General features: G+C 46.6%; 16 protein-coding genes. 9 read left to right on the forward strand and 7 right to left on the reverse strand.

The window, feature by feature from the left end; genetic code table 11:
• Positions 1 to 132 precede the first annotated feature (132 nt).
• Positions 133 to 432, forward strand: a complete 300-nt coding sequence (locus tag WBA89_RS24920) for a hypothetical protein (protein ID WP_424410203.1) — start codon at positions 133 to 135, stop codon at positions 430 to 432.
• A 198-nt stretch (positions 433 to 630) separates the two neighbouring features.
• On the opposite strand, the gene WBA89_RS24925 is transcribed toward WBA89_RS24920, so the two are convergent.
• From WBA89_RS24925 to WBA89_RS24940, 4 genes are all read right to left on the reverse strand, one after another.
• Positions 631 to 1,245, reverse strand: a complete 615-nt coding sequence (locus tag WBA89_RS24925) for a DedA family protein (RefSeq protein WP_424410205.1) — start codon at positions 1,243 to 1,245, stop codon at positions 631 to 633.
• Positions 1,246 to 1,444: 199 nt separating this feature from the next.
• Complete coding sequence (gene ahcY / locus WBA89_RS24930; RefSeq protein WP_424410207.1) at positions 1,445 to 2,722, reverse strand: adenosylhomocysteinase; 1,278 nt, start codon at positions 2,720 to 2,722, stop codon at positions 1,445 to 1,447.
• A gap of 833 nt (positions 2,723 to 3,555) precedes the next feature.
• Positions 3,556 to 4,260, reverse strand: a complete 705-nt coding sequence (locus tag WBA89_RS24935; RefSeq protein WP_424410209.1) for a PEP-CTERM sorting domain-containing protein — start codon at positions 4,258 to 4,260, stop codon at positions 3,556 to 3,558.
• Between the two features lie 1,006 nt (positions 4,261 to 5,266).
• Positions 5,267 to 5,866 (reverse strand): sulfite oxidase-like oxidoreductase, encoded by a 600-nt coding sequence (locus WBA89_RS24940; RefSeq protein WP_424410211.1) that lies wholly within the window; start codon positions 5,864 to 5,866, stop codon positions 5,267 to 5,269.
• Positions 5,867 to 6,147: 281 nt separating this feature from the next.
• Between WBA89_RS24940 and WBA89_RS24945 the strand changes: the two genes are divergently transcribed.
• Positions 6,148 to 6,408 (forward strand): hypothetical protein, encoded by a 261-nt coding sequence (locus WBA89_RS24945; protein WP_424410213.1) that lies wholly within the window; start codon positions 6,148 to 6,150, stop codon positions 6,406 to 6,408.
• Entirely contained in the window at positions 6,398 to 6,556 is a 159-nt protein-coding gene (locus tag WBA89_RS24950) for a hypothetical protein (protein ID WP_424410215.1), read from the forward strand. The genes WBA89_RS24945 and WBA89_RS24950 overlap by 11 nt, the downstream gene beginning before the upstream one ends.
• A 91-nt stretch (positions 6,557 to 6,647) precedes the next feature.
• Here WBA89_RS24950 and WBA89_RS24955 read toward each other — a convergent pair whose 3' ends face one another.
• Entirely contained in the window at positions 6,648 to 7,343 is a 696-nt protein-coding gene (locus WBA89_RS24955; RefSeq protein WP_424410217.1) for a potassium channel family protein, read from the reverse strand.
• A gap of 140 nt (positions 7,344 to 7,483) precedes the next feature.
• Positions 7,484 to 8,818, reverse strand: a complete 1,335-nt coding sequence (locus WBA89_RS24960) for a TrkH family potassium uptake protein (protein ID WP_424410218.1) — start codon at positions 8,816 to 8,818, stop codon at positions 7,484 to 7,486.
• A 237-nt stretch (positions 8,819 to 9,055) separates the two neighbouring features.
• On the opposite strand from WBA89_RS24960, the gene WBA89_RS24965 reads away from it, so the two are divergent.
• From WBA89_RS24965 to WBA89_RS24975, 3 genes are all read left to right on the forward strand, one after another.
• On the forward strand, positions 9,056 to 10,009 hold the full coding sequence (locus WBA89_RS24965) for a methyltransferase domain-containing protein (protein ID WP_424410219.1): 954 nt from the start codon (positions 9,056 to 9,058) through the stop codon (positions 10,007 to 10,009).
• Between the two features lie 304 nt (positions 10,010 to 10,313).
• Positions 10,314 to 11,315, forward strand: coding sequence for a homogentisate phytyltransferase (locus WBA89_RS24970; RefSeq protein ID WP_424410220.1), 1,002 nt, complete (start codon positions 10,314 to 10,316; stop codon positions 11,313 to 11,315).
• A gap of 288 nt (positions 11,316 to 11,603) precedes the next feature.
• A complete protein-coding gene (locus WBA89_RS24975) occupies positions 11,604 to 21,401 on the forward strand; it encodes a tetratricopeptide repeat protein (protein ID WP_424410221.1) in 9,798 nt (3,265 codons plus the stop codon).
• Positions 21,402 to 21,653: 252 nt separating this feature from the next.
• On the opposite strand, the gene WBA89_RS24980 is transcribed toward WBA89_RS24975, so the two are convergent.
• Positions 21,654 to 24,164, reverse strand: coding sequence for a class I SAM-dependent methyltransferase (locus WBA89_RS24980; RefSeq protein WP_424410222.1), 2,511 nt, complete (start codon positions 24,162 to 24,164; stop codon positions 21,654 to 21,656).
• Between the two features lie 218 nt (positions 24,165 to 24,382).
• Here WBA89_RS24980 and cobA point away from each other — a divergent pair, with 218 nt between their 5' ends.
• From cobA to WBA89_RS24995, 3 genes are all read left to right on the forward strand, one after another.
• On the forward strand, positions 24,383 to 25,948 hold the full coding sequence (gene cobA / locus WBA89_RS24985; RefSeq protein ID WP_424410223.1) for a uroporphyrinogen-III C-methyltransferase: 1,566 nt from the start codon (positions 24,383 to 24,385) through the stop codon (positions 25,946 to 25,948).
• 151 nt (positions 25,949 to 26,099) lie between these two features.
• Positions 26,100 to 26,291, forward strand: a complete 192-nt coding sequence (locus WBA89_RS24990; protein ID WP_424410225.1) for a DUF2281 domain-containing protein — start codon at positions 26,100 to 26,102, stop codon at positions 26,289 to 26,291.
• A complete protein-coding gene (locus WBA89_RS24995; protein ID WP_424410227.1) occupies positions 26,278 to 26,664 on the forward strand; it encodes a type II toxin-antitoxin system death-on-curing family toxin in 387 nt (128 codons plus the stop codon). The genes WBA89_RS24990 and WBA89_RS24995 overlap by 14 nt, the downstream gene beginning before the upstream one ends.
• Positions 26,665 to 26,870 lie beyond the last annotated feature (206 nt).

Consider the following 26,870-nt stretch of genomic DNA (forward strand, 5'->3'; position numbering starts at 1 on the left):
GCAATGTTCCCTATTTTGCCACGATTATACCAGAAGTCATTAGTCATCAGTCATTAGTCATTAGTCATTAGTCATCAGTCATTAGTCATTAGTCAACAGTCATCAGTCAACAGTCATCAGTCAGTAGGGGCGATGCCAAGAGTGCCCGCCCTCAAGCGTCAACAGTCAACAGTCATCAGTCATCAGTCAACAGTCAACAGTCAACAGTCAACAGTCAACAGTCAACAGTCATCAGTCAACAGTCATCACTCAACAGTCAACAGTCAACAGTCAACAGTCAACACTCAACAGTCAACAGTCAACAGTCAACAGTCATCAGTCATCAGTCAACAGTCAACAGTCATCAGTCAACAGTCAACAGTCAACAGTCAACAGTCAACAGTAATCAGTGCTGTCGCCTCCGAGCTTTCCGTACAACGTCATCAGGAATAAGGAAGAAGCGATGGCTGTCACAAGCTGGCGATGGCAATTTCCAACTAAATTTAATAAAGTAGCCAAGATAGCAGAAGTTTCTCTCAAGTATGCCCATCTATTTTTCAGCGCTACTGTTCGGGACATCGTTGAAGCAAGTCACAATGGTGATTTTTTTTGACGGCTGATTAACGCTGATTATTTTGAAGATTTATGGGTTTATTTGCGATATTTTTCCTTCTGCATATTCTTCTTGACAACCCACAAAATAAAGCCAATGACAATAGTCACAGCAACTATTTTAGAAACCGGGGCCAGATATTCATCTACAAGGTCGTAATTTGCACCCAGTTTATATCCGGCAAAAGTCAGGAAGCTTACCCACAAAATTGTGCCTGCTGTTGAATAAAGCAAAAATGGGATTAAAGACATATTGTTGATGCCAGCCGGTAGCGAAATCAGGGTACGAACTCCCGGTACTAGGCGACACAAAAATACGGCTTTGTTGCCGTGTCTGTTAAACCATCTATTTGCTTTGTCAATATCGGCGCCCGATACTGCGATCCACTTGCCGTATTTGTCGGCTAAATTACTCAAGCGTTCTTCGCTCAATAATTTACCTGCATAGTACCAGGGAAGTGCTCCTAAAACAGTGCCTATCGTACCTGCTGCGATCGCCAGTAAAAAATCCATTCTGCCTTGCGACACTGTGAATCCTGCCAGCGGCATAATCAATTCTGAGGGTATGGGCGGGAAAAGGTTTTCTAAAAACATCAATAGGCCTATTCCCAGATAGCCCATCGACTGCATTGTGTTAGTTATCCATTCAACCATTTTGATTTAATAATTTGGTAAGAAGAAGTCATGAGTCTGTTGACTGTTGACTGTTGACTGTTGACCGTTGACTGTATTGCTCGTTCCCCGGAAGAGCCTGGGAACGCATATATAGAGGCTCTGCCTCGACTGCGAACCAGGGATGCAGAGCCTCCGCCTATTCATTCCCAGGCAGAATCCGGGAACGAGAATACTATGATTAAGTTCCCGAAGTCCAGGAGTTGGTGTACTCAATTTGCTCGGCTGTCAAGGTATCAATGTGAATTCCCATTGCTTCCAATTTGAGACGCGCAATTTCCTTGTCAACATCAACAGGGATTGAATGAATTCCTGCTTCTAACTTGCCTTTGTTTTTGACTAGATATTCGGAGGCTAAGGCTTGGTTGGCAAAGCTCATATCCATGACGGCGCTGGGGTGTCCTTCGGCTGCTGCCAAGTTGATCAAACGGCCTTCGCCCAAGACAATAACCGACTTGCCATTGTTGAGGCGGTATTCTTGGGTGAAAGAGCGAACTGTTTTCACGCCGGTGCTTTTTGCGCCGAGGGATTTGAGGTCGATTTCAATGTCAAAGTGACCGGAATTGCAAACCATTGCGCCGTCTTTCATGGTGTCGAAATGTTCGGCACGGATGACGTGTTTGTTGCCGGTAACGGTGATGAAGATATCGCCGACTTTTGCGGCTTCGTCCATTGGCATGACGCGGAAACCGTCCATCACTGCTTCGATCGCCCGAATCGGATCGATTTCGGTAACAATTACGTTAGCGCCCATGCCGCGGGCGCGCAGTGCCGTGCCTTTGCCGCACCAGCCGTAACCTGCAACCACAATATTTTTGCCGGCCAACAAGATGTTGGTAGCGCGGATAATGCCGTCTAGGGTAGATTGACCGGTGCCGTAGCGGTTGTCGAAGAAGTGCTTGGTGTCGGCATCGTTGACGTTCATGGCGGGGAAAGTCAGCACGCCGTCTTTCAACATGGCCCGCAGGCGCACGATGCCGGTGGTGGTTTCTTCGGTGGTTCCGATCAAGTCGGCAATTTGGTTCGGGCGGTGCTGGATCAGGGCTGCTACTACGTCGCTGCCGTCGTCGATGATGATGTTGGGGCGGTGGTCGAGGGCTGTGTTAACGTGCCGTTCGTAGGTAGCCGCGTCTTCTCCTCTGAGGGCGAAGACGGAAATGCCGTAGTCTTCAACTAAGCAAGCGGCTACGTCATCTTGGGTGCTTAAGGGGTTGCTAGCGATGAGTACAGCGTCTGCGCCGCCCATTTTCAGGGCGATCGCCAAATGGGCTGTTTCTGTGGTTACGTGGCAGCAAGCTGAAATACGGATGCCTGCGAAGGGCTTTTCTTTAGCGAAGCGTTCTTGAATTTGCCGCAAAACTGGCATTTCCCGGGCAGCCCACTCGATGCGTTGCTTCCCCAAGGGGGCGAGGGACAAGTCTTTTACTTCGTGTTTAATCTTGACGGATGTAGCTACCATGTATGTTATTTTCCAGAAATCATCAAACTCTGTTAGTTTTAGCAGATTTACCTATCTGCGGGCAAGTGCTGGGATTTTATTCGATCGCCCTGCACGCTGCTAATCTTAAATTTTGATTTTGTTCGATCGACCAATTTGCGATCGCAGCCGGGGTTCACCAGCACAGCAGAGTCAGTGGATTTTAGATTAAAAAATTGAACAATCAGAGATTTACTCCACAGATGGATCTGGGATATTTAACTTTGGCAGACAATTTCGATATCGGGCGGAATCAATCTTTTTTGTCAGCGCGGCGTTCTTTAAATATATTAATAAATACAGCATATTCGATGTAGGTGCAGCGTACAGAGAAACCGGGTTTCTAGAACATTAGTTATCCGGCGATAACTGTCAAGAAACCGGGTTAGGAGTGTCTACTCGATCGACCTGGAATATGCTGGAAAATTCCTCAACCCGTAACGATGAATTTGTTCGATCGAACACTTGAGTGCGAGTGAGTTTTGAATTTTGAGTTGGGAGATTGGGAGATTGGGAGAGTGGAAAAAACCCCCTTGCTTCCGACTTCACGCTTGACAAGCGAATTTCTTGACAGTACCCGCCACGCGATCGATCCGCCGAATCAATCCAAAATCTAAAATTTAAAATCCTCAAGCCCGATCCTCGATCCGTGGGATCAATCCAAAATCTAAAATCTAAAATCTAAAATCGAATGACGGCTGCCATTTCTGTTCTTCATTCAAGCAAAAGGCGAGCCGATTTCCTATCAGCGCGCCTGCCGGTTATATGATTGCTTGTTAAACGGAATGTAGTCGGTCGTCCCCGTTGAAACACAATTAGGAAGCTGCTTTGCTAGCGCGGCGACGGCGTGCTGCAATTAATCCGCCCAAGCCTAGAGCCAAACCAGTCATTGTCATGGGTTCGGGAACTGCTTCTGCTGTCACGGTGAAGTCTTGGAAGTCTGTGTCGTTACCGTTGCCGCGATCGTCGAAGGAGATTGTTGTGCCAAAGCCTTTGTCAAACAGAGAAGTTAGTCCGTTTGTGAAACTTCCAGCCGCTCCGAATTTGTTCGTTTTTTCTAGGTTGAGTGCGCCAAAAAGTGACGACCCGCCAAACACGGCTTGCTGGCTGCCACCGTTCAAGGCTGAGGTCGAGTAGACAGTGCCGGCGCTATTGCCATAGTAGAGGCTGCTGAGTCCCAAAGTGTAAACTTGATTGGCCAGGAAGGTGAACCTTACGAGGCCTGAAGCGACTGTATTGCCGGAGGTTCCTCTCCATTCGTTGGCGCCACCGTTGTCTGAGGATTTAGTTTCCGAGAACAGCGTGCTCACTAGAGATGCCACCGAGTTGTTTACTTGGTAGATGCCCAAAGAGGAGGTATACGCACCGTGAGACTCTAGGAAGTTAAATTCGACCTCTTGGTCTTGGGCGAAACTGATGCCGTTGGCACCAAAGGAGAAGGCATGAGCTGGAGCTGCTGCGCCCAACATAGCTGTGACGGCTGCGGTAGCTGTTAAGGCGGATAAAATTTTGGTATTCATAAAAAAAGCTCGGTAAGTGGGAAACTCAGAGACTTCAGTTCTGAGAGGAAAACGGCTCGGCGATTTCAATCGCCTTGAATCCCCTTTCGGGGTCGGAGAGGGAATTTAATTAACCTCTCCGATGAGGTATGGTTGCCTCAAACTCCCATTTCTGGGGTAAAGTTAGCTTCGCCAAGGTTATAAAGGCTTGTTAGACTTGCAGCACTGTCTCAGTGACTTTAAGACTGTTTAACTGCAAATGACAGAGCAGGGAACTAGCGTCGCATTCGCCTGGTGTCGTGACCTAAATAACGTAGTCAGTTAAGACTTAGGCTGGTCAGTATAGCTTGCTCGATTTCTCGCGACCAAGCTCAGTGGCTTGAGCCAAGAGTTACTGACAATCTGATTCCTTTTGCCTTGTGCTACTACTTCAATATATTTATTATGCAACACTTTTTGGTGTTTGTGGCACTTGAGGTTAATTTTGACAGACTCTTTATGAAGGCTTTACACATCCTTTACAAATGCTGTCTGTCCCATTGGCATTCTGGGGGATCGCTCCTTAAAAGCACACAAAATAATTATAACTATTGTGGCTTGAAACCTTGCTGTAGCAAGCCGGGAGTCGTGGTACTGCCAATTTTATTTGGGTCTGATTTATGCTGATTTTTTATTTTAGTCACCGTCCGGGCGATCGACAGCTAACACTTACGTATAAACACGGGGAGACGCGCGCCAACGGAGAGTTGAAAAAGCTTTATATTAACCAGAAACTGGGAATCTTTGTTGTTTTGGGACTTGTGTAGGGGAGTGCAAGTAGTCGATCTATCGGGCAAATTACGTACAAGCTACGATCGCCTTAGTTTACTTATTTTGGTTCAATTTAAGGGTGTCGGCGCGGTGAGAAAGCCCAAAGATGCGATCGACAGGGGATGAACGCAGGCTGAAGCTGTCAAAGAGCCGATTGCCGCCTCAACAAATAAATACTATATAAGACCTGAACCAGCCCGAATCGCGATCGACCGCATCAAAACAAACCGCTGTAGCGTTCCTCGGCCCAAGGTTCGCCCCTGCGGTGGTAGCCGTTGCGTTCCCAAAAACCGAGTTGTTCGGCTTCTGTAAACTCTAGGCCGTTAATCCATTTCGCGCTTTTCCAGGCGTAGAGGTGGGGCACTACCAGCCGCATCGGGCCTCCGTGGTCTGGGGATAGGGGTTCGCCGAAGACGGTGTGGGCAAAAAAGTTTTCTTCTCGGATCAAGTCGGCGATCGCGATGTTAGTTGTGTAGCCACCGTAGCAGTGTTCGAGGACGTACAGAGCCGATCGGTCGAATTCTACACAGTTCATGAAGTCTGTGACTTTGACTCCAGTCCACTGCACGTCGAGTTTTGACCACCGGGTGACGCAGTGAAAATCGGCAGTAAAGTTGCTTTGGGGCATGGCCTGGAAGTCTGACCAAGTGAAGGTTTTTGGTTTTGCCAATCCCCAAACTTTAAATTCCCAACTCTCTATGCTGACGGAGGGTGTATCGCCGTAAGTCAGCACGGGAAAGCCGTTGGCGAGGTATTGACCCGGAGGGACGCGATCGCTGTTTTCTGGTTCTGGCTTGCGAAAAAATTTGCCCTGCATTGATTGACGCTCTACAGTAACTGACTGCAATCATCAGTATAACTTGCAGAGCTGGGCCGATCGCAATTCATATCGAGGTAGAAGCTTTTATCGGTTATCCACACCTAAAAATCCGCCAATTCTACCTGATTCCGACTTAATTCTGCCTTGGGAGAGACCGTCCGCTAAAAATTCAACAAACTCTTGCTTGAGAATATTAATTCATTAACCTTGTATCATATCGCAATTAACGGTTCATTGCCGAATTTTTGATGTATCGTTACAATATGCTGATATTTCCAATGTCAAAAATTAATGAGGTACAAATCGTGATCGCAAGTTACTTGATTCCGTTAACAATCTGCTTGATTGCTTGGTGGGTGAGTTCCCGGACTGACAACAGAACGCTAGACGGGATTCCGGCTCCCCTAGCTGCAATTGTTGGAGTGTGTTCGTTAATTTGGCTGGTGGCAGTTTGTCCTTGGCCTGTTGAACTCGGTTTAATGTTGGCGGTGCTGGTTTTGGGCAGAGCTTACCTGCAGAATATTTTGAATGCAGGTTAAATTTGTAGGACGGTCGCCCCTAGATTTGCCGGAGTGCGATCGTCGGGTGCTGCTACTTTGTAGAAATTTTCGCTATATTTTCAGAGGAGGTATCAGCGACGGAAACAACCCCAGCATTGGTGAAATTCATTTTAGATATTTCGGTTAAAAATTAGAACATAAAGTTTGCGGTTGGAGCGGACATAATATAAGGTGCGCGGCGCGCACCCTACCTGTGGAACAAGTCAAATGGCGAGCTGTTAAATTGGCAAGCGATTGATATCTTTATTAGAACCAATTACTACCATCACTTCGCCCTTGCTCAAGCGTTGGTTTGGCTGCGGATTGATCTCGAACTTGTCGGTGCGACCTACTGCTAGCAAGTTCAAACCGTACCTGCGCCGGAGCTCCAAATCGGAGATAGTTTTACCGTCAAACTTTTCAGGAACGAGCAACTCAACTATGCTGTGATCTGGGTCGAGGTCAAAGCGTTCTAGAATGCTGGGTTTTGTAAGAATGCGGGCCAAAGAGTCGCCCATTTCTCGTTCGGGAAAAACCACATGATCCGCGCCGACTTTTTTCAAAATTTTCAAGTGAGTTTCCGAGGAAGCTTTAGCTATTACGTGAGTTACTCCGCCTTCCTTAAGATTTAGGGTGGTGGTAATGCTTTCTGCTAGGTAATTGCCGATCGCCACAATCACTGTTTCAAATTCAAATATCCCTGCTGCTCGCAGAGCATTAGGTTCGGTAGAATCTAACTGCAAAACGTGAGCCGCAATGCGATCGTTCAAAGCTTGAGTTACTTTTTTTTCGTCGGTGTCAATTCCGAGGACTTCGTAACCCAAGCTGTGCAGAGTCGAACATACAGCTTTGCCGAAGCGTCCCAAACCAATAACTGCAAACTGCTTGTTTTCGGCGCGCAAACCGCGAAAAAAATTTAAAGATGACAGGTTCACTGAATATCCAGCGCTGGGCGTCTTGCTTTTTAAATTTTGGCAGAGACAGCGCCGCCTCCTTTTGATTTTTGACTAAATAGTAAAAGTTGATTTGGGTTGTTACCCATTGTTTAGATTATCAGCAACAAGGCAGGAATTTTTTATCCAACCAACAAACTTTCCTCAACATATTTAAAAGCTCTGGGTTTGGGGTCGCCGACAGCGGCACTCATCAGCAGGAGCACGCCAACCCGACCTGCGTACATTGTAGCAATTAAAACCAACTTGCCGACCAATGAAATCTGGGCTGTAATCCCTGTGGAAAGACCGACAGTGGCAAAAGCTGACACTGCTTCAAACAGCACTTTAAGAAATTCTAGTTCGGGATTGGCTAGCTGAATTAAAATTGCAGAGGTGAAGGCGACTAACAGGGAACCGAAGACTACACTAATTGTTTTCAAAATCATTGCTGGCGGGATTTGACGCTGATAGCACTGCACATCTTCCTGGCCTTCGAGAACTGCTGCGGTACAGCTAAACAATATCCTAAAAGTTGTGGTTTTGATGCCGCCGCCGGTGCTGCCGGGACTGGCACCGATAAACATTAGGGCGATCGTCATAAATAGCGCGGCGTCGCTCATTTTGCCAATGTCAATTGTATTAAATCCGGCGGTGCGGGAAGTAACAGATTGAAACCAAGCTGCCACCACTTTTTGCGGAATGTTGAGAGGGCCTAAAGTTGCTGGGTTGCTGTATTCCAGCACCAAAAAAATTAGCGTTCCTAAAAGTAAAAGGACAACAGTTGTACTGGTAACGACTTTGAAGTTTAGGGAAAAAACTGTGCATACCGGGCTTTTGTTGAAGCGAGCGCGCAGCCACAGGTACATTTCCATCATTACTTGATAGCCGATGCCCCCAATTACGATCAAACCGCCGATTGTCAAGTTAATTACAGGCGAACTGATGTAGCGGCTAAAACTATCTGAGTAGAGGCTAAAGCCGGCGTTGTTAAAGGCATTAACGCTGTGAAATACGGCAAACCACATACCTTCTTTAAATCCGTATTCTGGGACGAAAACCGACATCAGCAAAAAGACTCCTGTTAATTCAAACAAAACGGTTGTTGCTAGAATTGACTGCACGAGTTGCACTACGCCGGCCAGCCCGGATTTATCGAGAGATTGTTGCAGGGCAATTTTGTCTTTTAAGCCAAAGCGGCGGCCTAATAACAGCAGCAAGAAAGTGGTGGCTGTCATGTAGCCCAAGCCTCCTATTTGCACGAGCAAAAGTAGGCACAGTTGGCCCCAAAAAGAGTAATATTTTCCGACATCCACAACCGACAAGCCTGTGACGCAAACAGCGGAAGTCGAGGTGAAGATTGCTGTGATGGGATCGTTCCAAGTTCCATCGATTGTGGAAAAGGGCATCATCAGTAGTAGAGCACCTGCGGCGATGACGGTGAGAAAGCCCAAGCAAATGGTTCGCGAGACAGTCATTCGATTTTAGGTTTTATATTTGAGATTTGAGATTGTAGATTTTAGATTTTAGAGGGAATCGACAAATCGATTTTAGATTTTTCGATTTGAGAGGAAACCGACAAATCTATCCAGGGGTATAAATAAGGATATCTCGGTCTGGGGAATGCCGATCGACCGATCGCACAAAATCGCAAAATTCTATGACAACATCGGGAAAATAACGGTAGAATTCCTTTAATAACTTGCGATCTGGCGATGACATCAACACTTTACCAGCAAATTCAGGAACTCTACGACGCTTCTAGCGGTTTGTGGGAACAGGTGTGGGGCGAACATATGCACCACGGTTACTACGGCGCGGATGGGAATTTGAAAAAAGAGCGCCGACAAGCTCAGATAGATTTGATCGAAGAATTGCTCGGCGAGGCTGGAGTACCGTCAGAGAAGGCACTCTGCGAACCTTACCGCATTTTGGATGTCGGTTGCGGAATCGGCGGTAGCACGCTTTATTTGACTCAAAAGTTTAGTTCGATCGCCCAAAATAATTTAAAGTCGGATGGTGGGGTCGATCGAGATTTTGGGCGATCGACCGAACAAAACAAAACGGGCGCTAGCGTGATGGCCACCGGCATCACCCTGAGTCCGGTACAGGCCAACAGAGCGACTGAACGCGCTAAAATTGCAGGACTCGAAAGCAATGTTAACTTTTTAGTAGCAGATGCTTTGAATATGCCTTTTCCTGACGAGTCCTTCGACTTAGTTTGGTCCCTCGAAAGCGGCGAACATATGCCCGACAAAATTAAGTTTTTGCAGGAATGCTGTCGCGTGCTCAAGCCGGGAGGAACTTTGATGTTAGCAACTTGGTGTCACCGCCCGGTGGGAGAAACGGCGGGAGAACTAACTGATGCAGAGAGAAAGGAATTGGCAGAAATTTACCGGGTTTATGCTTTGCCTTACGTGATTTCTTTGCCGGAATATGAGGAAATTGTCCGCAGTTTGCCTTTTACAAATATTCGCAGCGCTGATTGGTCAAAAGCAGTTGCTCCGTTTTGGGATGTGGTGATCGATTCTGCTTTGACTCCGAGCGCAATTTGGGGTTTGCTGACGAGCGGTTGGACGACGATTCAAGCTGCACTTGCTCTCGGATTGATGAGCCGGGGATATGCGAGCGGATTGATTCGTTTCGGGCTGATTTGTGCTGTAAAATAAATCATTAGTCATTAGTCATTAGTCATTAGTCATTAGTCAGTAGTCAGTAGTCAGTAGTCATTAGTCATTAGTCATTAGTCAGTAGTCATTAGTCATTAGTCAGTAGGGGCGGTGGATGGTGCGGGCCCGCCCTCCTGCCGTTATTAGTCATTAGTCATTAGTGCTGTCCCCCCGCGAACTTTCCGTCCAACGTCATCAGGAAGAAGGAAGAGGGTTCGGTCGATGATATTTCTGGCGACAAGTTCAATTAAGGTGGATAATTTCCACCTTACTTAATATTATTTCTGGTGCGTTTGTAGGATTTATGGGCAACGATTCGATTGGTAAGTCTTGGATTGATAAAGATAAAGATGGCTCGGCTCCGCAAAGCTGGGTGAGGGCGTTTTGGGAGTTTTCTAGACCGCACACTATTGTGGGGACTACGTTGAGCGTGATGGCTTTGTACGCGATCGCCCAAAGCGCACAACTGTTTGTGAATCCTATATTTTTGCCCTTAGCTTGTGCTTGGTTGGCTTGCATTTGCGGCAATATTTATATTGTGGGATTGAACCAGTTAGAAGATGTTGAAATTGATAAGATTAATAAGCCGTATTTGCCGATCGCCTCTGGAGCGTTTTCTCGAAAAACTGGGGAATTAATTGTAGCTGTAACGGGAATTGTGGCAATTTTGACTGCTGTTTTGCAAGGGCCGTTTTTGCTGGGTACAGTTGGTGTTAGTTTGGCGATCGGGACTGCTTATTCTCTGCCGCCAATTCGGCTGAAACGGTTTCCTTTTTGGGCGGCGCTGTGCATTTTTACGGTGCGGGGGGCGATCGTCAATTTAGGGCTGTTTTTGCACTTTAATTGGGTTTTGGGTTTGGGAAGGGCGAAAAGCGCTTTTTCCGGCTGGAGTTTGGATAGTGTGTCTTTTGCGATTCCTGCGGAAGTTTGGGTGCTGACGGTGTTTGTGGTGGTGTTTACTTTTGCGATCGCCATTTTCAAAGATATCCCCGATATGGAAGGCGACAAGCAATACAATATTACTACGTTTACGATTGAGCTGGGCAAGCCTGCCGTCTTTAATTTGTCTCGCTGGGTGTTGACTGTTTGCTATTTGGGCGCGACTGTGGCGGGAGTCATTGTTTTGTCTCATGTTAATTTAGTATTTCTGGCGGTTTCTCATTTGGCGGCTTTGGGTTTGATGTGGTTTTGGAGCGCGAAAGTTGATTTGGACGAGCAAAAAGAAATTGCTGATTTTTATCAGTTTATCTGGAAGTTGTTTTTCTTAGAATATCTGATTTTTCCAGCAGCTTGTTTGTTAGGGTAGAAGTCAGTAGTCATTAGTCATTAGTCATTGGTTATTGGTTATTGGTTATTGGTTATTAGTTATCAGGAGGAAGGAGCATATAGAGTGTTTAAGAAGGGTTTTTTAGGATTGCGAAATTCCCGCTGGCTTGGATATATTTCTGGTTTGTAGCAAGATTCCGCACTTTGGTGCGAAAGCTCTCCGAAGAAATACTTTAAGGGAAGAAGAAAGGAAGGAATAGTTAACAAATTAGAATCAGTTGGTAATTACAAGTTAGCGCACTCCCAAACAATAAAAATAACTATAACTATGGCTTCTAAGAAAAAACTGCAAAAATCTGCCGTCAAACTGAGTGCTGAAGACTGTTTGCAAATAGCGTGGGAACATCACCAAGCGGGACGTTTGTTAGAAGCTGAGAGTTTGTACCGGCAAATCGTAGAAGTCCAGCCGGATTCAGCAAACGTGCTTTGTTTGTTGGGAATAGCGCTTAGACAGCAGGGAAAAGTTGCTGAGGCGATCGACTTTTACGATCGCGCGATCGCCCAAAACCCCGATTTTGTAGAAGCACATTTAAACAAAGCCCATGTTTTGATGGATGTTGGCGAATATCAAAGGGCGATCGTTAGTTACGAACAAGTTATCAAAATACAGCCAAATTCCGCACTCGCCTGCAATAAATTGGGCTGGCTCAAACAGCAACAAGGCGAAACAGACTGGGCAATTGTATATTACCAAGCAGCGCTCAAACTCGACCCAAACCTGGTTGAAACCGCCCACAATTTAGGAAAAATTTTTACAGAAAAAAATCAACTAAACGCTGCTGCAGCCTGTTATTTGCACGCTTTACAAATAAATCCTAAATTGACATATTCTCTGCTAGGATTGGGCAGAGTTTTGCAGCAACAAGGTAAATTAGCCGCAGCTTTCAACTGCTACCAGCAAGCTTTAGAAATAGAACCGAAAAATCCCGACGCGCAAAACAATGTCGGAGCATTTTACCACGAACAAGGCAATACAAAAGCTGCCATAGACCACTACCGACAAGCATTAAGCTTCAAGCCAGACTTCGTGGATGCAATTAACAACCTCGGACACGCATTGGTGGATTTAGGAAATTTTCAAGAGGCTTTTTACTGTCACCGTCGAGCCTTGGAATTGCAGCCAAACAACGCCACCGCACACCTCGAATTTGGTTTGACTTTGCTGTTGTTCGGAGATTATCAGCGCGGTTTTGCTGAATACGAGTGGCGGTGGCGCACTCCGCAACTACAACCGAGGCAATTTCAACAGCCGCTTTGGGATGGTTCAGATTTGCATTCTAAAACTATTTTACTGCACGTCGAACAAGGCTTGGGCGATTCGATTCAGTTTATCCGCTACGCGCCGATTCTTCGCAGCCGAGGCGCTAAAGTCATCGTGGCTTGCTATCCAGAACTGATGCGGTTGTTTGCGACAGTTGCCGGCATTGAATATTTATCAGTGAGTTTTGAGGATTTACCAGTATTTGACGTTCACGCACCGCTGATGAGTTTACCCAGAATTTTGGGGACAACTCTCGAAACAATTCCCGCAAATATTCCTTATTTGACTCCGCCTGCTGAGTGCAAATTTGCGCTAGCTTCTGATGCCAAATTTAAGGTGGGAATTGTATGGGCTGGGAATCCAACCAGGCGGAAAGACAATCAGCGATCTTGCAGTTTGAGCGATTTTATTCCGTTTTTTGATGTGGCGGGAATTGCTTTTTATAGTTTACAAAAAAACTTGTCCGAGAGCGATCGCGCTTTGCTCAACCATCACTTAGTGCCGGATTTGAGCCCGCACCTGAACGACTTTGCTGATACGGCTTCTGCTATATCTCAACTGGATTTGGTGATTAGTGTCGATACTTCTGTCGCGCACTTGGCTGGTGCTTTGGGAAAACCGGTTTGGGTGCTGCTTTCTTTTGCTCCTGACTGGCGCTGGCTGCTGGAGCGCGAAGACAATCCTTGGTATCCAACTGCTAGGCTTTTCCGTCAAAGTCAGCCGCACAATTGGCAAGAATTGTTTCAGGATGTGCAGGCTGCTTTGAGTTTGTTGGCGATCGCCAATTCTGCTAGTTATTCTGAGGATGGTGCGGAAAATTTGTCCCTCGCAAAGACAGTCGATGCTGCGGCGCTGGAAATGACAAACGCAAGCTCGGTTGAGGACAGCCAAAAAATCTTTTTAACAGCGGGCGAAGTGCTGGGAAACCGCTCCGCAGTCAAGCAATTACCAGGGATTGAGACATCTATTACTAGGGCGGCTAATGGGGATAATTCGGTTGTTTTAGAGGAGATGTTGCGGCAAGCCGAAAAGTTGATGGAAACAGGCGACAAGCAAGAGGCGATCGCCGTTTACGAACGAATCATAATTCTCGATCCAACTTGCGTGCAAGCCCGGATTAATTTTGGTTTTCTCAAGCAAGAAAGTGGCGAGTTAGATGCAGCTATCCCGCATTATCGAGAAGCTTTGGCACTCGATCCAAATATTCCTCAAACAGCTTACAATTTGGCAAAGATTCTTGAGGAACAAGGTCAAGTCGCAGAGGCGATCGCACATTACGAACAAGCCCTCGTCGCCGATCCAGATTTCGTACCCGCACTGATAAATTTAGCGGTGGCGCTGCAAGAAAAGGGCAAACTTTTAGAGGCGGTTAACCTCTACCGGCGGGCGCTGGAAATTCACCCGCACAGTTGGGAAGCTTACAACAATCTGGCAACTGTTTTGCAAGAACAGGGCAATTTAGAAGATGCCCTAGAATATTATCACAAAGCTCTAGAATTGCTGCCGGATTTTGTGGAAGCTATTAACAATTTAGGCAGGACTTTTCTGGAAAAAGGCGCGGTAGAAGAGGCGATCGCCTGCTACAAACGGGCGATTGTTTTGAATCCAGATCATGCTAGCGCTCACCTCAATTTGTCCTTGGCTTTGCTGTTGGCGGGAGATTTGGAAAATGGTCTGGCGGAGTACGAGTGGCGCTGGAAAATTAATGAATTTAAAATCGGTCATTCCTGTTTTTTGGCTGGGCCGGGAAATACAGTGGCGGCTAGAGAATACCGGCCGCTGTGGGATGGTTCCGATTTGCAGGGAAAGACTATTTTGCTGCACGCCGAACAAGGTTTGGGCGATTCGATTCAGTTTGTGCGCTACGCTGCGATTGTCAAAAATAAAGGCGGCAGGGTAATTGTTGGCTGTTACCCGCAATTGCAGCGTTTGTTTGCAACGGTTGAGGGGATTGATTTGCTAATAGTTAGAGGCGAGCCGCTGCCGGAATTTGACGTGCAAGTGCCGATGTTGAGTTTGCCCTATGTTTTGGGTACAACGGTGGAAACAATTCCGGCAAATACTGCTTATTTATCTGGGAATTCGGGTGCTGAATTTGGGCTTTTGCCCGATCGCAATTTGAAAGTTGGGATTGTCTGGGCGGGGAATCCCAAACACCGCAAAAATATGCAGCGTTCTTGCAGTTTAAGTCAGTTTCTGCCGCTTTTGGACGTTTCGGGGGTAAGTTTTTACAGCTTGCAGAAAGAGGTTTCCGAGGCCGATCGCGCGCTGTTGGATCGAACTCCGATCGTCGATTTGAGCCCGCATTTTGGGGATTTGGCGGATACTGCTGCTGCGATCGCCGAATTGGATTTAGTCATAGCCGTGGATACCGCTGTCGCCCATTTGGCGGGGGCTTTGGGCAAACCGGTGTGGGTTTTGCTGGCGTTTTCGCCGGATTGGCGGTGGCTGCTGGAGCGCGAAGACAGTCCTTGGTATCCGACGGCGCGGCTGTTCCGGCAGGCTCAGCGGGGCGACTGGGAGGGCGTTTTTGACCGGGTGGCGCAATCTCTGGGCCGCCTGGTTGAGGCTGCACCTGGGCCGGCGGCGGATGCAGAGTTTCGCTCTGGCAGAGATTTGCAGATGCAGCGCAATTTTGGCGGTGCGATCGAATGTTACGAGCGGGCGATACGGATCGATCCAAATTACGCCGCCGCCCACAGCAATTTAGGCGTTGTCAAACAGCAAAGCGGGCGCTTGACAGAGGCGATCGCGCACTACGCAAAAGCGCTAGAAATCGACGGGAATTTGGCGGAAACTGCGAGCAATTTGGGCAGCGCCCTGGCGGAAGCAGGGGAGAATGCAGAGGCGATCGCACAATACCAGCGGGCGCTGTCTTTGAACCCGAATTGCGCCGAAGCGATGATTAATTTGGGGCTGCTGCGGGAAGAAGAAGGGAATGTGGGTGAGGCTTGCTCGCTTTACCAGCAAGCGATTCAAGTCAATCCTGATTGCGCGGCGGCTTATTTGAATTTGGGAATTGCTTTGGAGAAACAAGGGGAGGAAGCGGGCGCGGATTACGATCGCGCGATCGCGAATTACGAAAGGGCGATCGAGCTCGATCCCAATTATTGCGACGCTTTGCACAACTTAGCATACGCCTCGATCCGGCAGGGCCGAGTTGCAGATGCGATCGCCTATTACGAACGAGCTCTGGCGCTGCAGCCGGATTTGGCAGCAACCGATCTGGCTTTTGGGAATTGGCTGTCAAACCAAGATAAGTTAGATGAGGCTCTAGCCTTTTGCCAGCAAGCGATTGAGAAATTTCCCGCCAGTGCCGCCGCTCGCTGCAATCTGGCAATTGTCCTGCACAAACAAGGTAAAATTCAAGATGCGATCGCCTGCTACCAGCAAGCTTTGAGCCTGAAACCCGACTTTCCCGAAGCTTTGAACAATCTCGCTAAAGCTTTTGAGGAAGCGGGAAAAACGGCGGAGGCGATGGATTGTTACAATCGGGCGATCGAACTCAAACCCGGTTATGTCAATTCTCTCAACGGTTTGGGAAACATTCTGCACCAAAGCGGACAATTTGCAGATGCTGTCAACTATTACGATCGAGCAGTTGAATTCAATATCGCCAACCCCGAATCTCACCTAAATTTAGCTTTAGCATTGCTGCTGTCTGGAGATTTTAAACGTGGTTTTGCAGAGTACGAATCGCGGCTAGTAGTTGAAAAAAAACAGTTCCCGCAATACAACTTTCTCCAGCCGATTTGGGACGGCAAAGATTTGAATGGAAAAACAATTTTGCTTTGCCCGGAACAGGGTTTAGGCGATGCAATTCAATTTATCCGCTACGCAGAATTAGTCAAGCAAAAAGGCGGCCGGGTAATTGTTTGGTGTTTGCCGCACTTGCAGCGCTTGTTTGCACGAGTTGCGGGAATCGATCGGTTGATAATTAGTCCAGAAGCTGCGCCGGATTTTCAAGTTCGCGCGCACCTCATGAGTTTGCCGCACCTTCTGGGAACAACTTTAGAAAATATACCCGCCCGGGTTCCTTATTTAGCTCCGCCTCCCGGCGGGGAATTTAATTTTGGTCAAACTGCTAATTTAAAAGTAGGGATTGTCTGGTGTGGCAATACTAACAATTCACAAAATAAAGTGCGATCGTTTCCGCTCAATTTGTTCGCCAAAATATTAGATATTCCCGGAGCAAATTTTTACAGTTTGCAAAAGGAAATGACAGCAGCAGAACGCGCTTTGTTGGAGCAAATGCCTGTTACAGATTTAAGCTCTTATTTGCACGACTTTGCCGATACAGCAGCCGCAATGTCGGCTCTGGATTTAGTCATTTCGGTAGATACTTCTGTGGCGCACTTGGCCGGTGCTTTGGGCAAACCCGTGTGGATTTTGCTGTGTTTTGTGCCGGATTGGCGGTGGATGTTGGAACGGGAAGATAGCCCTTGGTATCCGACGGCGAGACTGTTTCGCCAGTCAACAGCGCAAGATTGGGAAGGAGTTTTAGAAGCGGTTGGTTTGGCGCTCCGAGAAAGAGTTGCTCAGCATCAGGAAGAACGAGGAGTAATAGAAATTCAGCCAAATATTGAATTGGCTAAGCAACAGTTCGAGCAGGGAAATCTGCTGAAGTCGCAAGGAAAATTCATCGAGGCGATCGCGTATTTTGAAAATGCTTTAGTTAGCTGCCCGAATTCGATCGAAGCTGCCACCAATTTAGCGGTTGCGCTGCACCAAACAGGCGATTTAACAGGTGCTGCAACATATTATCAGCGCGCAATCGAAATCGACCCAAACTGCGCTCTATCCCAAAATAACTTTGGTATTTTTCTGCAAACTCAGGGCCGTATAGACGATGCTATGTCTTGTTTCCAAAAGGCGATCGCCCTAAATCCCCTTTACGTCAAAGCTCTCAACAATCTCGGCGCGACACTCCAGCAGGAGGGCGAGTTGTCAAAGGCGATCGCCTGTTTTAATCAAGCACTTTCCATCAATGCCAATTACGTGCCTGCCATCGTAAATTTGGGCGCGGCAATGCAAGCAACAAATCAGCTAGAAGAAGCTAAACGTCTTTATTGTCTGTCAATTGAGATAGAACCTGACAGCGCATCAGGGCATTATCATCTAGGAAATTGGTTCTTAGAAAGGCACCAATTCGATCGAGCTTCGGTTAGCTTAGAAAAAGCCATAGCCTTACAGCCAAATTATGTAGAAGCGCTGAATAATTTAGGCACTGTTTTAGAAGCAAATCACGAAGTAGACCGGGCAATTTTCTGTTACAATCGAGCTATTAGTTTCGATGAAAATTGTGCAAAATCTCACTTCAATTTATCCTTGGCGCTGCTGTTAACAGGTGACTTGCTTCGCGGTTTTGCAGAGTACGAATGGCGCTGGCAAACCGATCAAGCAAAAAACATACAGTGGTTGAATTTCGATCGGCCGATTTGGGACGGTTCAGATTTGCACGGACAAACTATTTTGCTGCGCTGCGAACAAGGTTTGGGTGACGCAATTCAGTTTGTGCGCTACGCGGCAATCGTGCAGCAAAAAGGCGGCAAAGTCATCCTTTCTTGCTATCAAGAACTCAAGCGTTTGTTCAAGCAGATTCCTGGCATCGAACAAGTGGCGGTGCGGATCGACGAATTGTCCGATTTTCAAGTGCAAGCACCGCTGATGAGTTTGCCGCACATTCTGGGAACAACTTTAGAAAATATACCGACAAATGTTCCTTATTTAGCAGCGCCGCCGAATTGGCAATTTTCCCTAAATTCCGTGAAGCGCAGCTATCCCGTAGGGAATCGCAATTTCAAAGTGGGGATTGTGTGGGCGGGAAGTTCGGAACATTTGAAGGATTTTGTGCGATCGAGTTATTTAAGCTATTTTCTGAAATTGTTCGATATTCCGGGCGTAAGTTTTTACAGTCTTCAGAAAGAATTATCGGCGGGCGATCTTACTTTGTTAAGTCAAACTTCCGTAATAGATTTGAGCGAAAATTTGAACGATTTTGCTGATACTGCGGCGGTGATATCGCAACTGGATTTAGTAATTTCTGTTGATACTGCTGTAGCGCATTTAGCCGGTGCTTTGGGCAAACCGGTATGGATTTTGCTGTGTTTTACGCCGGATTGGCGGTGGATGTTGCAGCGCGAAGATAGCCCTTGGTATCCGACGGCGCGGTTGTTTCGCCAGGAAAAACCGGGGGATTGGGATGGAGTTTGCGATCGGGTAAAAATAGCTTTGCAAGAGTTAACACAATCCTTGAGTGCGAGTGAAACATCGCCATCGCCCAGTCTCGTCTCTGCCCAAAAACTGACAGCAGTTGATGTGGATTTTCACATAGCAAATGCTTTCCGAAAACAAGGGAAACAAGCCGAAGCAGCCGCTCGCTACGAACAGGTAATTGTCGCCTCGCCCAACCACGCAGGAGCCCACAGTTATTTAGGTTATTTCAAACAGGAAAACGGGCAAATAGCTGAGGCTATTTTCCACTACAACAAAGCCCTAGAAACAAATCCCAATCTCAGCGAAACCAACTTATACTTGGGTTCCGCCCTCGAAGAACAGGGAAAAGTCGCAGAGGCGATCGAATTCTACAATAAAGCAATTCAACTATGTCCAGAATCACCAAATTGGCGTTTGAGACGAGCCTTAGCTTTGCTTTTAACTGGAAAATTTGAGCGCGGTTTTGCGGATTACGAATCGCGCTGGCAAACTCAAGAATTGGAACCCAGATATTTCGAGCAGCCGCTTTGGGACGGTTCCGATTTGCAGGGAAAAACAATATTGTTGCACCCCGAACAAGGTTTGGGCGACACGATTCATTTTATCCGCTACGCGCCTTTAGTTAAGCAAAAAGGTGGCAAAGTTATTGTGGCTTGTCATCTGTCGCTGAAGCGTTTGTTTGAAAAAGTTGCAGGGATAGATATTGTAGCAACAAAGCCGCCTGATTTGCCAGATTTTCAAGTACAAGCGCCGCTGATGAGTTTGCCCCGAATTCTGGGAACGACTTTGGAAAATATGCCTGTAAATATTCCTTATTTAGCTGCGCCAGAGGATTGTAAAATTTCTTTAGAACCAAACAATCAGCTAAAAGTAGGTATTGTGTGGGCGGGCGGGCCTCTGCACCGCAAGAACAACGATCGCTCTTGTAAGTTGAGCGATTTTGTGAAGTTTTTAGATGTTCCGGGAGCGAGTTTTTACAGCTTGCAAAAAGATTTGCCAGCGAGGGATTACGCTTTATTAAATCAACAGCAAGTTCAAGATTTGAGCAAACATTGCGTTGATTTTGCGGACACTGCAGCGATTATTTCCCAACTGGATTTAGTAATTTGCGTCGATACTTCTGTGGCGCATTTAGCCGGTGCGTTGGGGAAACCGGTGTGGATTTTGCTGTCTTTTGTGGCCGATTGGCGGTGGATGCTCGATCGCGAAGATAGCCCTTGGTATCCCACTGTGCGGTTGTTTCGCCAGCAAAAACCGGGCGATTGGGATGGCGTGGGCGATCGGGTAAAAGCAGCCCTAGAACAGCTAATTACTCGTTACCAGGCTCTGCCTGGTAATGCAGGTGCAGAGGCTCTGCCTCGACGAATCCCCCCCCCTCAAATTCAACCCCCAGAAATCCAGCCACAAACAACAGGAATCGGCATCAGTTGGCCGCTCAGCATCACCAGCGGCTGGGGAATTTACGGCATGAATTTAACACTGCAACTGCTGCGAAATCCTGCCTGGGAAGTAGCACTTTTAGCACCGCCATCCATCACCTCAGAATCGCTCAATCCGCTGCACAAATCGCTGTTATTGCCCCTAATAGAAAAGCAGAGAGATTTTCAAGAATTAGTAACCGCGAATTCTGACAAACAAATCGCTTGCAACTTTCCCGTACTTTACGGTTTGGGTAATAATTTAGTTTCGTCTGGAGTTGAAAATCAAATTACCAGCGCTTGTCAAGTAGGAGTCATCTTTTTTGAAGACACGCGCATCACAGCAGAAGCACTAGAAAAAGCCAAAAAATATAGCGTAATTGTCGCCGGTTCTAACTGGAATGCCGATGTTTTGCGAAGCTGCGGCTTAACGAATGTGGCGATGGTAAATCAAGGAATTGACCCGACAATTTTCCATCCTGCACCCAAATCTAATCTATTTGGCGATCGCTTCGTCATCTTCTCCGGTGGCAAACTAGAATATCGCAAAGGCCAAGACATAGTAATTGCCGCTTTCAAACAATTTCGCGCCAAACATCCAGAAGCGCTGTTACTAACAGCTTGGCACAACTTTTGGCCTCAATATATGTTGGGAATGGAACAAACCGGAAACGTTGCGGGATTTCCTAATATCAACCGCGACGGAATTTTAGGAATTTCCCAATGGTTAGCAGCCAACGGTTTACCAGTTGACTCTTTTATCGACATCGGCTTAATACCCAATCACCTCTCAGGACAAATTTTGCGAGAAGCCGACTGCGCTGTTTTCACCAACCGCTGCGAAGGTGGCACTAATTTAGTCGCAATGGAAAGTATGGCCTGCGGAATTCCGACTATTTTATCAGCAAATACTGGTCATTTAGACTTGATTTACAGCAATATTTGCTATCCTTTATCGCATCAGGGACGAGTTAAACCGACTGCTCATTTTCCCGGTGTAGAAGGCTGGGGAGAGTCTGAGGTTGCAGAAGTTGTTGATGCTTTGGACCAAGTTTATACTAATCGCGAAGAAGCGAAACGTCGAGGTTTAGCTGCGGCGAATTTTATGCTCGATTGGACTTGGGAAAAACAGGTTAAGCGTTTTCTTGATGTTATACTAAACTTGAGATAGTCAAATGAAAATCAGACGGCGGTTGAAACCGCGTCTACACAAACGATGTCCGCCTCCGCGGACGAAGAAATTAAGATCGGACGTATAGTTGAAACCGCGTCTATACAAACGTAGGCGTTAGCCTTCCCGAAGGGTAGTCCGCCGACGCGGACTGAAGAAGGTAGCCTAATTTTAACCGCCTCATCTTCAACCCGCGCACCATCCGGGTTTTGTTTGTGTAGGCGCGGTTTCAACCGCCGTCTAATCTTAATATCATTTCAACTTTTGAAACCACACTCCTGTTTCATCAATGGTATGCAGCGAAAATGACTCGCCTTTCATCTTCTCAAAATCGTGTACTGCTTGCTTGCAGCCCTCCCAATGCCCGTAATCATCCACTTGAATTAAACCGTTAACAATCACGCTGTCATAAAGCGTATTAAATATCTCCATTGTTGACTCGTACCAATCTCCATCAGCGTGCAGAAACGCAATACTTCCTATTGCTGACTTGTATTTTGGTAAAGTCTGGGCGAATAATCCCTTAACCGGTATCACAATATTGCTAACTTGCAGTAATTCACAAATTTTATCCAAATTTTCACTAATTGCAGCTTTGAGAGTTCCTTCGCCAAAATCGGTAAGATTTGCAGGTATTCCCTGATGTTTATCAATCTCGGTAGGTGCCGGCATTCCTTCAAACGTATCAAAAGCATACAGCACTCTCGGACGGCGGCTGTAATGTTTAATTACAAATGCCATTAATGCTGCGGAACCGCCTTTGCAAGTTCCGCATTCTACAAAATTTCCCGGCAAATCTTCCACACATATTTGCTTTGTCAAACAATACAGAGAAAACAGTCTCGATTCGCTAAGCAGTGTGTAGGGACGCACAATTGACAAAATATTTTTAAAGTTTTCAGGAGAAGTTTGCACTGACGATTTGCTACTTTCAATAATTGTATGCAAATTTTCCTGTTGTAGCGGTGGCAAGTTCTGTTTTAGCATAACTGAAATACCGCTAACTGAATAACCCTGCAAATGTGCTGGCAAATTCCAGGAAACATTCGGATCTGATTGATGTTCGATCGGCGCGACATTGCCCCGCCAAGCTGCACCCATAATTTGCATTGTTTGATAAATTACAGTATGCCATCCCCTTTGTTTCAAGTAATTCAAACCTTTCGCGACAGCGGGCGCAGCTAAGTCGTGAAACAAAATTATTGCATCTTCTTCTGCTAATTTTTCGCACGCAATAGCATCATTTAACGGCCCCTCACCTTCATGTTCTCCGTCAATAAAAATTAACGACCATTTGCGGTTTAAATCTTTTGCTAATTGTTCAACTCTTTGGGGGCTGTAACCGGGTACTAGCTTCACGGAAGTTTGCACGCCAGACGCATTGAGAGCGCCTTGAATTGAATCGATGACGCTTTGTCTGATATCATCTCTTTCTAACAGCGGATCGATTACATCTAATTCAACTCCTGCTAGGGCTAAGTGACAAGCAGACCATCCCAGCCAGCAGCCGATTTCTAAGGCTTTATTTCCGGAAAATTGCAGGGCTGTATTGTACAGAATATGTGCTTCGTCGCGGCTGAGAAATCCGACTGAATTAGCGCGGCGATCGACATACCAATTGTGCTGAATTTCCCGGCGCAGGTAGGGCCACGAACAAGTTTGAGTATCCCCAACAATCATGTTGGGAAAGTACGCATCTGGGAGAATAATTTTCAATCCGGGCGAGACGTAATCTCCGGCGGGTAACAAAGTATTGTTGTTCATTTCAGATTGTGGTGGTAATGTAATTTGTGTTGGTTTTAACTGTGGAGATACTGGCCGTTGTATCGGTTGGTAGCGGAGACTAATTTCTATTTGACTCCCGTCTGTTGTTGCTAATTTTACCAAGTCGTGCTTGTGACCGGTGATGTGCAGAATGCCGATCGCCCCGTGCGGCAAATACGGCTCCACAAAACAGGCTCGCTGCTTGTCCCAGACGGGCAAACCAAAGTTGCAGCTCCAGTTGCACCGAGCCGGCAGCATCTCTGTTTTGTCAAACATTTGGGTGCCGTAAACCAACCGATTTAAAGCTATTTGGTCAGTCATCAAAGAAACGTGCCGCTGCAATCCCTCTCCCAGATATTCCGCCCATAATTCCCAGTGAGGAGCATCTTTTTGCAGCGCGAAAATACCTGCATTTATAGTTGGATAGCTGTGCAACTGTTGGGCAATTTCTTCGCCAAAAGCTGCTTGATAATCGCGGGAAACAAATTCCCAATACCAAGGCAGTTTGCCGTAAGCTAAATAATAGCCTCTGTCTAATTCGGGAACAACTGCTAAACCGCGTTTTACCGCGCCTTTAACTAACAGTTCCACAGCTTGCCAATCTTGCACCCAAGCATCGGCATCTATCCACAGGTAGATGTCAAAACCGGGGAAGTAGCGGCGCAGAAACGGACGCGCTAGAAGTCCTTTGAGATAGTGAGGGGCTTCATTTCTGCCGGGAAAGTCAAAGTCCCAATCAGGTTTTTGAATGATATTAACTTGTGTTTCCAGCCACTGCAATTGTTCGGGAGTGGAGCCGAGATCGAAAAAGCCGATCGCCACATTTGCACCCTCTGATTTTTCCCGCACCGATAAAATAGCGCCTCGCACCAGTTCAAAGTAATTTGCATCGGCGGCCGTGATGATGATAATCTGCATAAATATAGGATTTTTGGTTAGGAATTGGGAATTGGGAATTGGGAATTGGGAATTGGGAATTGGGAATTGGGAATTGGGCATTAGTTATTTGTTATTTGTTATTTGTTATTTCATGATTGCTCCTTCTTCCTTCTTCCTTCTTCCTGATAACGTTGGACGGAAAGCTTGGGGAGGACAGCAAAACATGACTAATGACTAATGAATAATGACTAATGACTAATGACTAATGACTAATGACTAATGACTAATGACTAATGACTAATGACTTCTTCCTTAAATTATACTATCGAGGATGACTTATGAAAAACCCAAAAGGAAAAGTTTATCTAGTCGGCGCGGGGCCGGGAGATTGTGACTTAATGACAGTACGATCGCACAAACTGCTATCCCAAGCCGAAGTTTTAATCTACGACGCTCTCATCGACATCCCGCAACTCGAATTAATCCCAGTAACTTGTCGGAAAATAGAAGTAGGGAAACGCGGCGGACAACCTTCCACCCAGCAGCAAGAAATCAACCGATTGCTGGTAGAACAGTGCAAGTTAGGCAAACAAATAGTGCGCTTAAAAAGCGGCGACCCGTTTATTTTTGGTCGCTCCAGTTCCGAAATTCAAGCATTGATAACAGCAGGCTGTGAGTTTGAAGTAGTACCCGGAATTTCATCAGTATTAGCCGCCCCTTTACTAGCAGGCATTCCCCTCACAGATCCGGTGATGAGCCGCTGTTTTGCAGTGATGAGCGGGCACGAACCGGATGCTTTAGAATGGGAAGCATTAGTGAAGATTGAAACTTTGGTAATATTGATGGGAGGGCGCAATTTAAGCGAGATAATTTGGCAATTGCAAAAACACGGGCGATCGCCCGAAACACCGATCGCCATTATCCGAGATTGCAGCCGCCCCGAACAGAAAATCTGGATCGGAACTCTGTTCAACATCGTACAGCAAACAGCAGGTCAATCTCTATCGCCATGCGCGATCGTCATTGGAGAAGTAGTCAGATTGCGCGAATATTTAATCGGATCGGAAAACACAAACATGAGCGTTACACCAGTCATTTCTAACAACAGCCAGCCGCTAGCCGGAAAAACGATTTTAGTCACCCGCGCAGCTTCCCAGTCGGGTCAATTTAGCGATCGACTCCAGCAACTAGGAGCCCGCGCGATCGAAATGCCCGCCTTGGTAATTGGTGCGCCGTCCACTTGGGAACCATTAGACAGGGCGATCGCACAATTGTCAAGCTTTCATTGGTTAATTCTCACATCCCACAACGCTGTAGACTGTTTTTTTGAAAGATTGCAAGCAAAAGGCAAAGACGCGCGCAGCTTGTGTGGCATTAAAATCGCAGTAGTAGGCAAAAAAACAGCAGAAAGTTTGCGATCGCACTCTCTACAACCAGACTTTATTCCCCCCAACTTCGTCGCCGACTCCCTAGTCGAGAACTTCCCAGACAAATTGCAAAACTCCAAAATTCTATTTCCCAGAGTAGAAAGCGGCGGGAGAGAAGTTTTAGTTAAAGAATTCACCACCAAAGGAGCGCAAGTAATCGAAGTACCAGCTTACCAATCTTGCTGTCCCGAAACTATCGCTCCGATCGCCCTAGCAGCACTTCAAAATCAAGCCGTAAATATCATAACCTTTGCCAGTTCCAAAACCGTGCATAACTTTTGCAATCTCATAGAAAAAACCCCAGAATTGTCTTTGTCTGAGGATTGGTTAGAAAATGTTTGCATCGCCTCGATCGGCCCGGAAACGTCCAAAAGCTGCTATAATTTATTGGGCAAGTTAGATGTGGAAGCTCAGGAATATACGTTGGACGGGCTGACTGAGGCGATCGTTGAATGGGTGGCAAAATATCAAAGATAACTCGGCGGTTGAAACCGCGACTACATAGATAAACCAGAATATCAAAAATCACCCGGCGGTTGAAACCGCGGCTACACACACAAAGTCCGCCTCCGCGGACTAAGAAGGCGAGATCAGTTGTAAACTGGTTGTAAGGTAATTAGGAGGAAACATGACTACAAAAGAACAGATTCTCCAAGAACTAGATCGAGTACCAGAATCCGCAATGGAAGAAGTGCTTGAGTTTGTCCTCACATTACAGACAAAGCACAGCACTCACGCCCAAAAAAGCGATGTTTGGAAAGCCTATTTAGCATCTAAAAAAGAACGAGAGGAGGTTTACCGTCGCCTTGCAAACTCCTAAATTTCTATCTTTAGAGGAAGTGCTAGAACTTCATGACGACCAAATTTCTAGCTTTGGCGGCACTCCCGGTGTCAGAGATGAAGGTTTGTTAGAGTCGGCGTTGGCTCAACCGCAAGCAACTTTTGGCGGTCAACTTTTGCATCCGACAATTGCCGCACAAGCTGCTGCTTATCTCTATCACATAGCGATGAATCATCCATTTATTGACGGCAACAAGCGATCGGCTTTTGCTGTGGCGGATACCTTTTTGCGTTTGAATGGTTGCACTTTGAATTTGACCGACGATCGAGCATACGATTTAGTCCTGCGAGTCGCACGGGGAACCGTGACAAAGGAAGAATTAAGCACCGAGTTCGAGTCATGTATTGTTTAGTTTTAATAAGTAAGTTGGGCCGCCTAAGTTGAAATCGAGTAAAGTGCGCCCGGGCACACCCTACATTGAAATAGACAATCGGGGAACAAAATAGCGAGTAAAATTATCACTAAATAACAAAGCCGACCAGGTTTGGGTCAACCCATTAAATCAAAATAAAAAAAAGCACAAACAGCCGCCAACTCGCGTTACCCAACTACAAATTC

The sequence above is a fragment of the Microcoleus sp. genome, from assembly GCF_049646505.1.
Lineage (GTDB): Bacteria > Cyanobacteriota > Cyanobacteriia > Cyanobacteriales > Microcoleaceae > Microcoleus.

Coding starts and splice junctions, on each gene's coding strand:
- WBA89_RS24920 (WP_424410203.1), top strand. CDS start 133: ATGCCAAGAGTGCCCGCCCTCAAGCGTCAACAGTCAACAGTCATCAGT.
- WBA89_RS24925 (WP_424410205.1), bottom strand. CDS start 1,245: ATGGTTGAATGGATAACTAACACAATGCAGTCGATGGGCTATCTGGGA.
- ahcY (WP_424410207.1), bottom strand. CDS start 2,722: ATGGTAGCTACATCCGTCAAGATTAAACACGAAGTAAAAGACTTGTCC.
- WBA89_RS24935 (WP_424410209.1), bottom strand. CDS start 4,260: ATGAATACCAAAATTTTATCCGCCTTAACAGCTACCGCAGCCGTCACA.
- WBA89_RS24940 (WP_424410211.1), bottom strand. CDS start 5,866: ATGCAGGGCAAATTTTTTCGCAAGCCAGAACCAGAAAACAGCGATCGC.
- WBA89_RS24945 (WP_424410213.1), top strand. CDS start 6,148: ATGTCAAAAATTAATGAGGTACAAATCGTGATCGCAAGTTACTTGATT.
- WBA89_RS24950 (WP_424410215.1), top strand. CDS start 6,398: ATGCAGGTTAAATTTGTAGGACGGTCGCCCCTAGATTTGCCGGAGTGC.
- WBA89_RS24960 (WP_424410218.1), bottom strand. CDS start 8,818: ATGACTGTCTCGCGAACCATTTGCTTGGGCTTTCTCACCGTCATCGCC.
- WBA89_RS24965 (WP_424410219.1), top strand. CDS start 9,056: ATGACATCAACACTTTACCAGCAAATTCAGGAACTCTACGACGCTTCT.
- WBA89_RS24970 (WP_424410220.1), top strand. CDS start 10,314: ATGGGCAACGATTCGATTGGTAAGTCTTGGATTGATAAAGATAAAGAT.
- WBA89_RS24975 (WP_424410221.1), top strand. CDS start 11,604: ATGGCTTCTAAGAAAAAACTGCAAAAATCTGCCGTCAAACTGAGTGCT.
- WBA89_RS24980 (WP_424410222.1), bottom strand. CDS start 24,164: ATGCCCAATTCCCAATTCCCAATTCCCAATTCCCAATTCCCAATTCCC.
- cobA (WP_424410223.1), top strand. CDS start 24,383: ATGAAAAACCCAAAAGGAAAAGTTTATCTAGTCGGCGCGGGGCCGGGA.
- WBA89_RS24990 (WP_424410225.1), top strand. CDS start 26,100: ATGACTACAAAAGAACAGATTCTCCAAGAACTAGATCGAGTACCAGAA.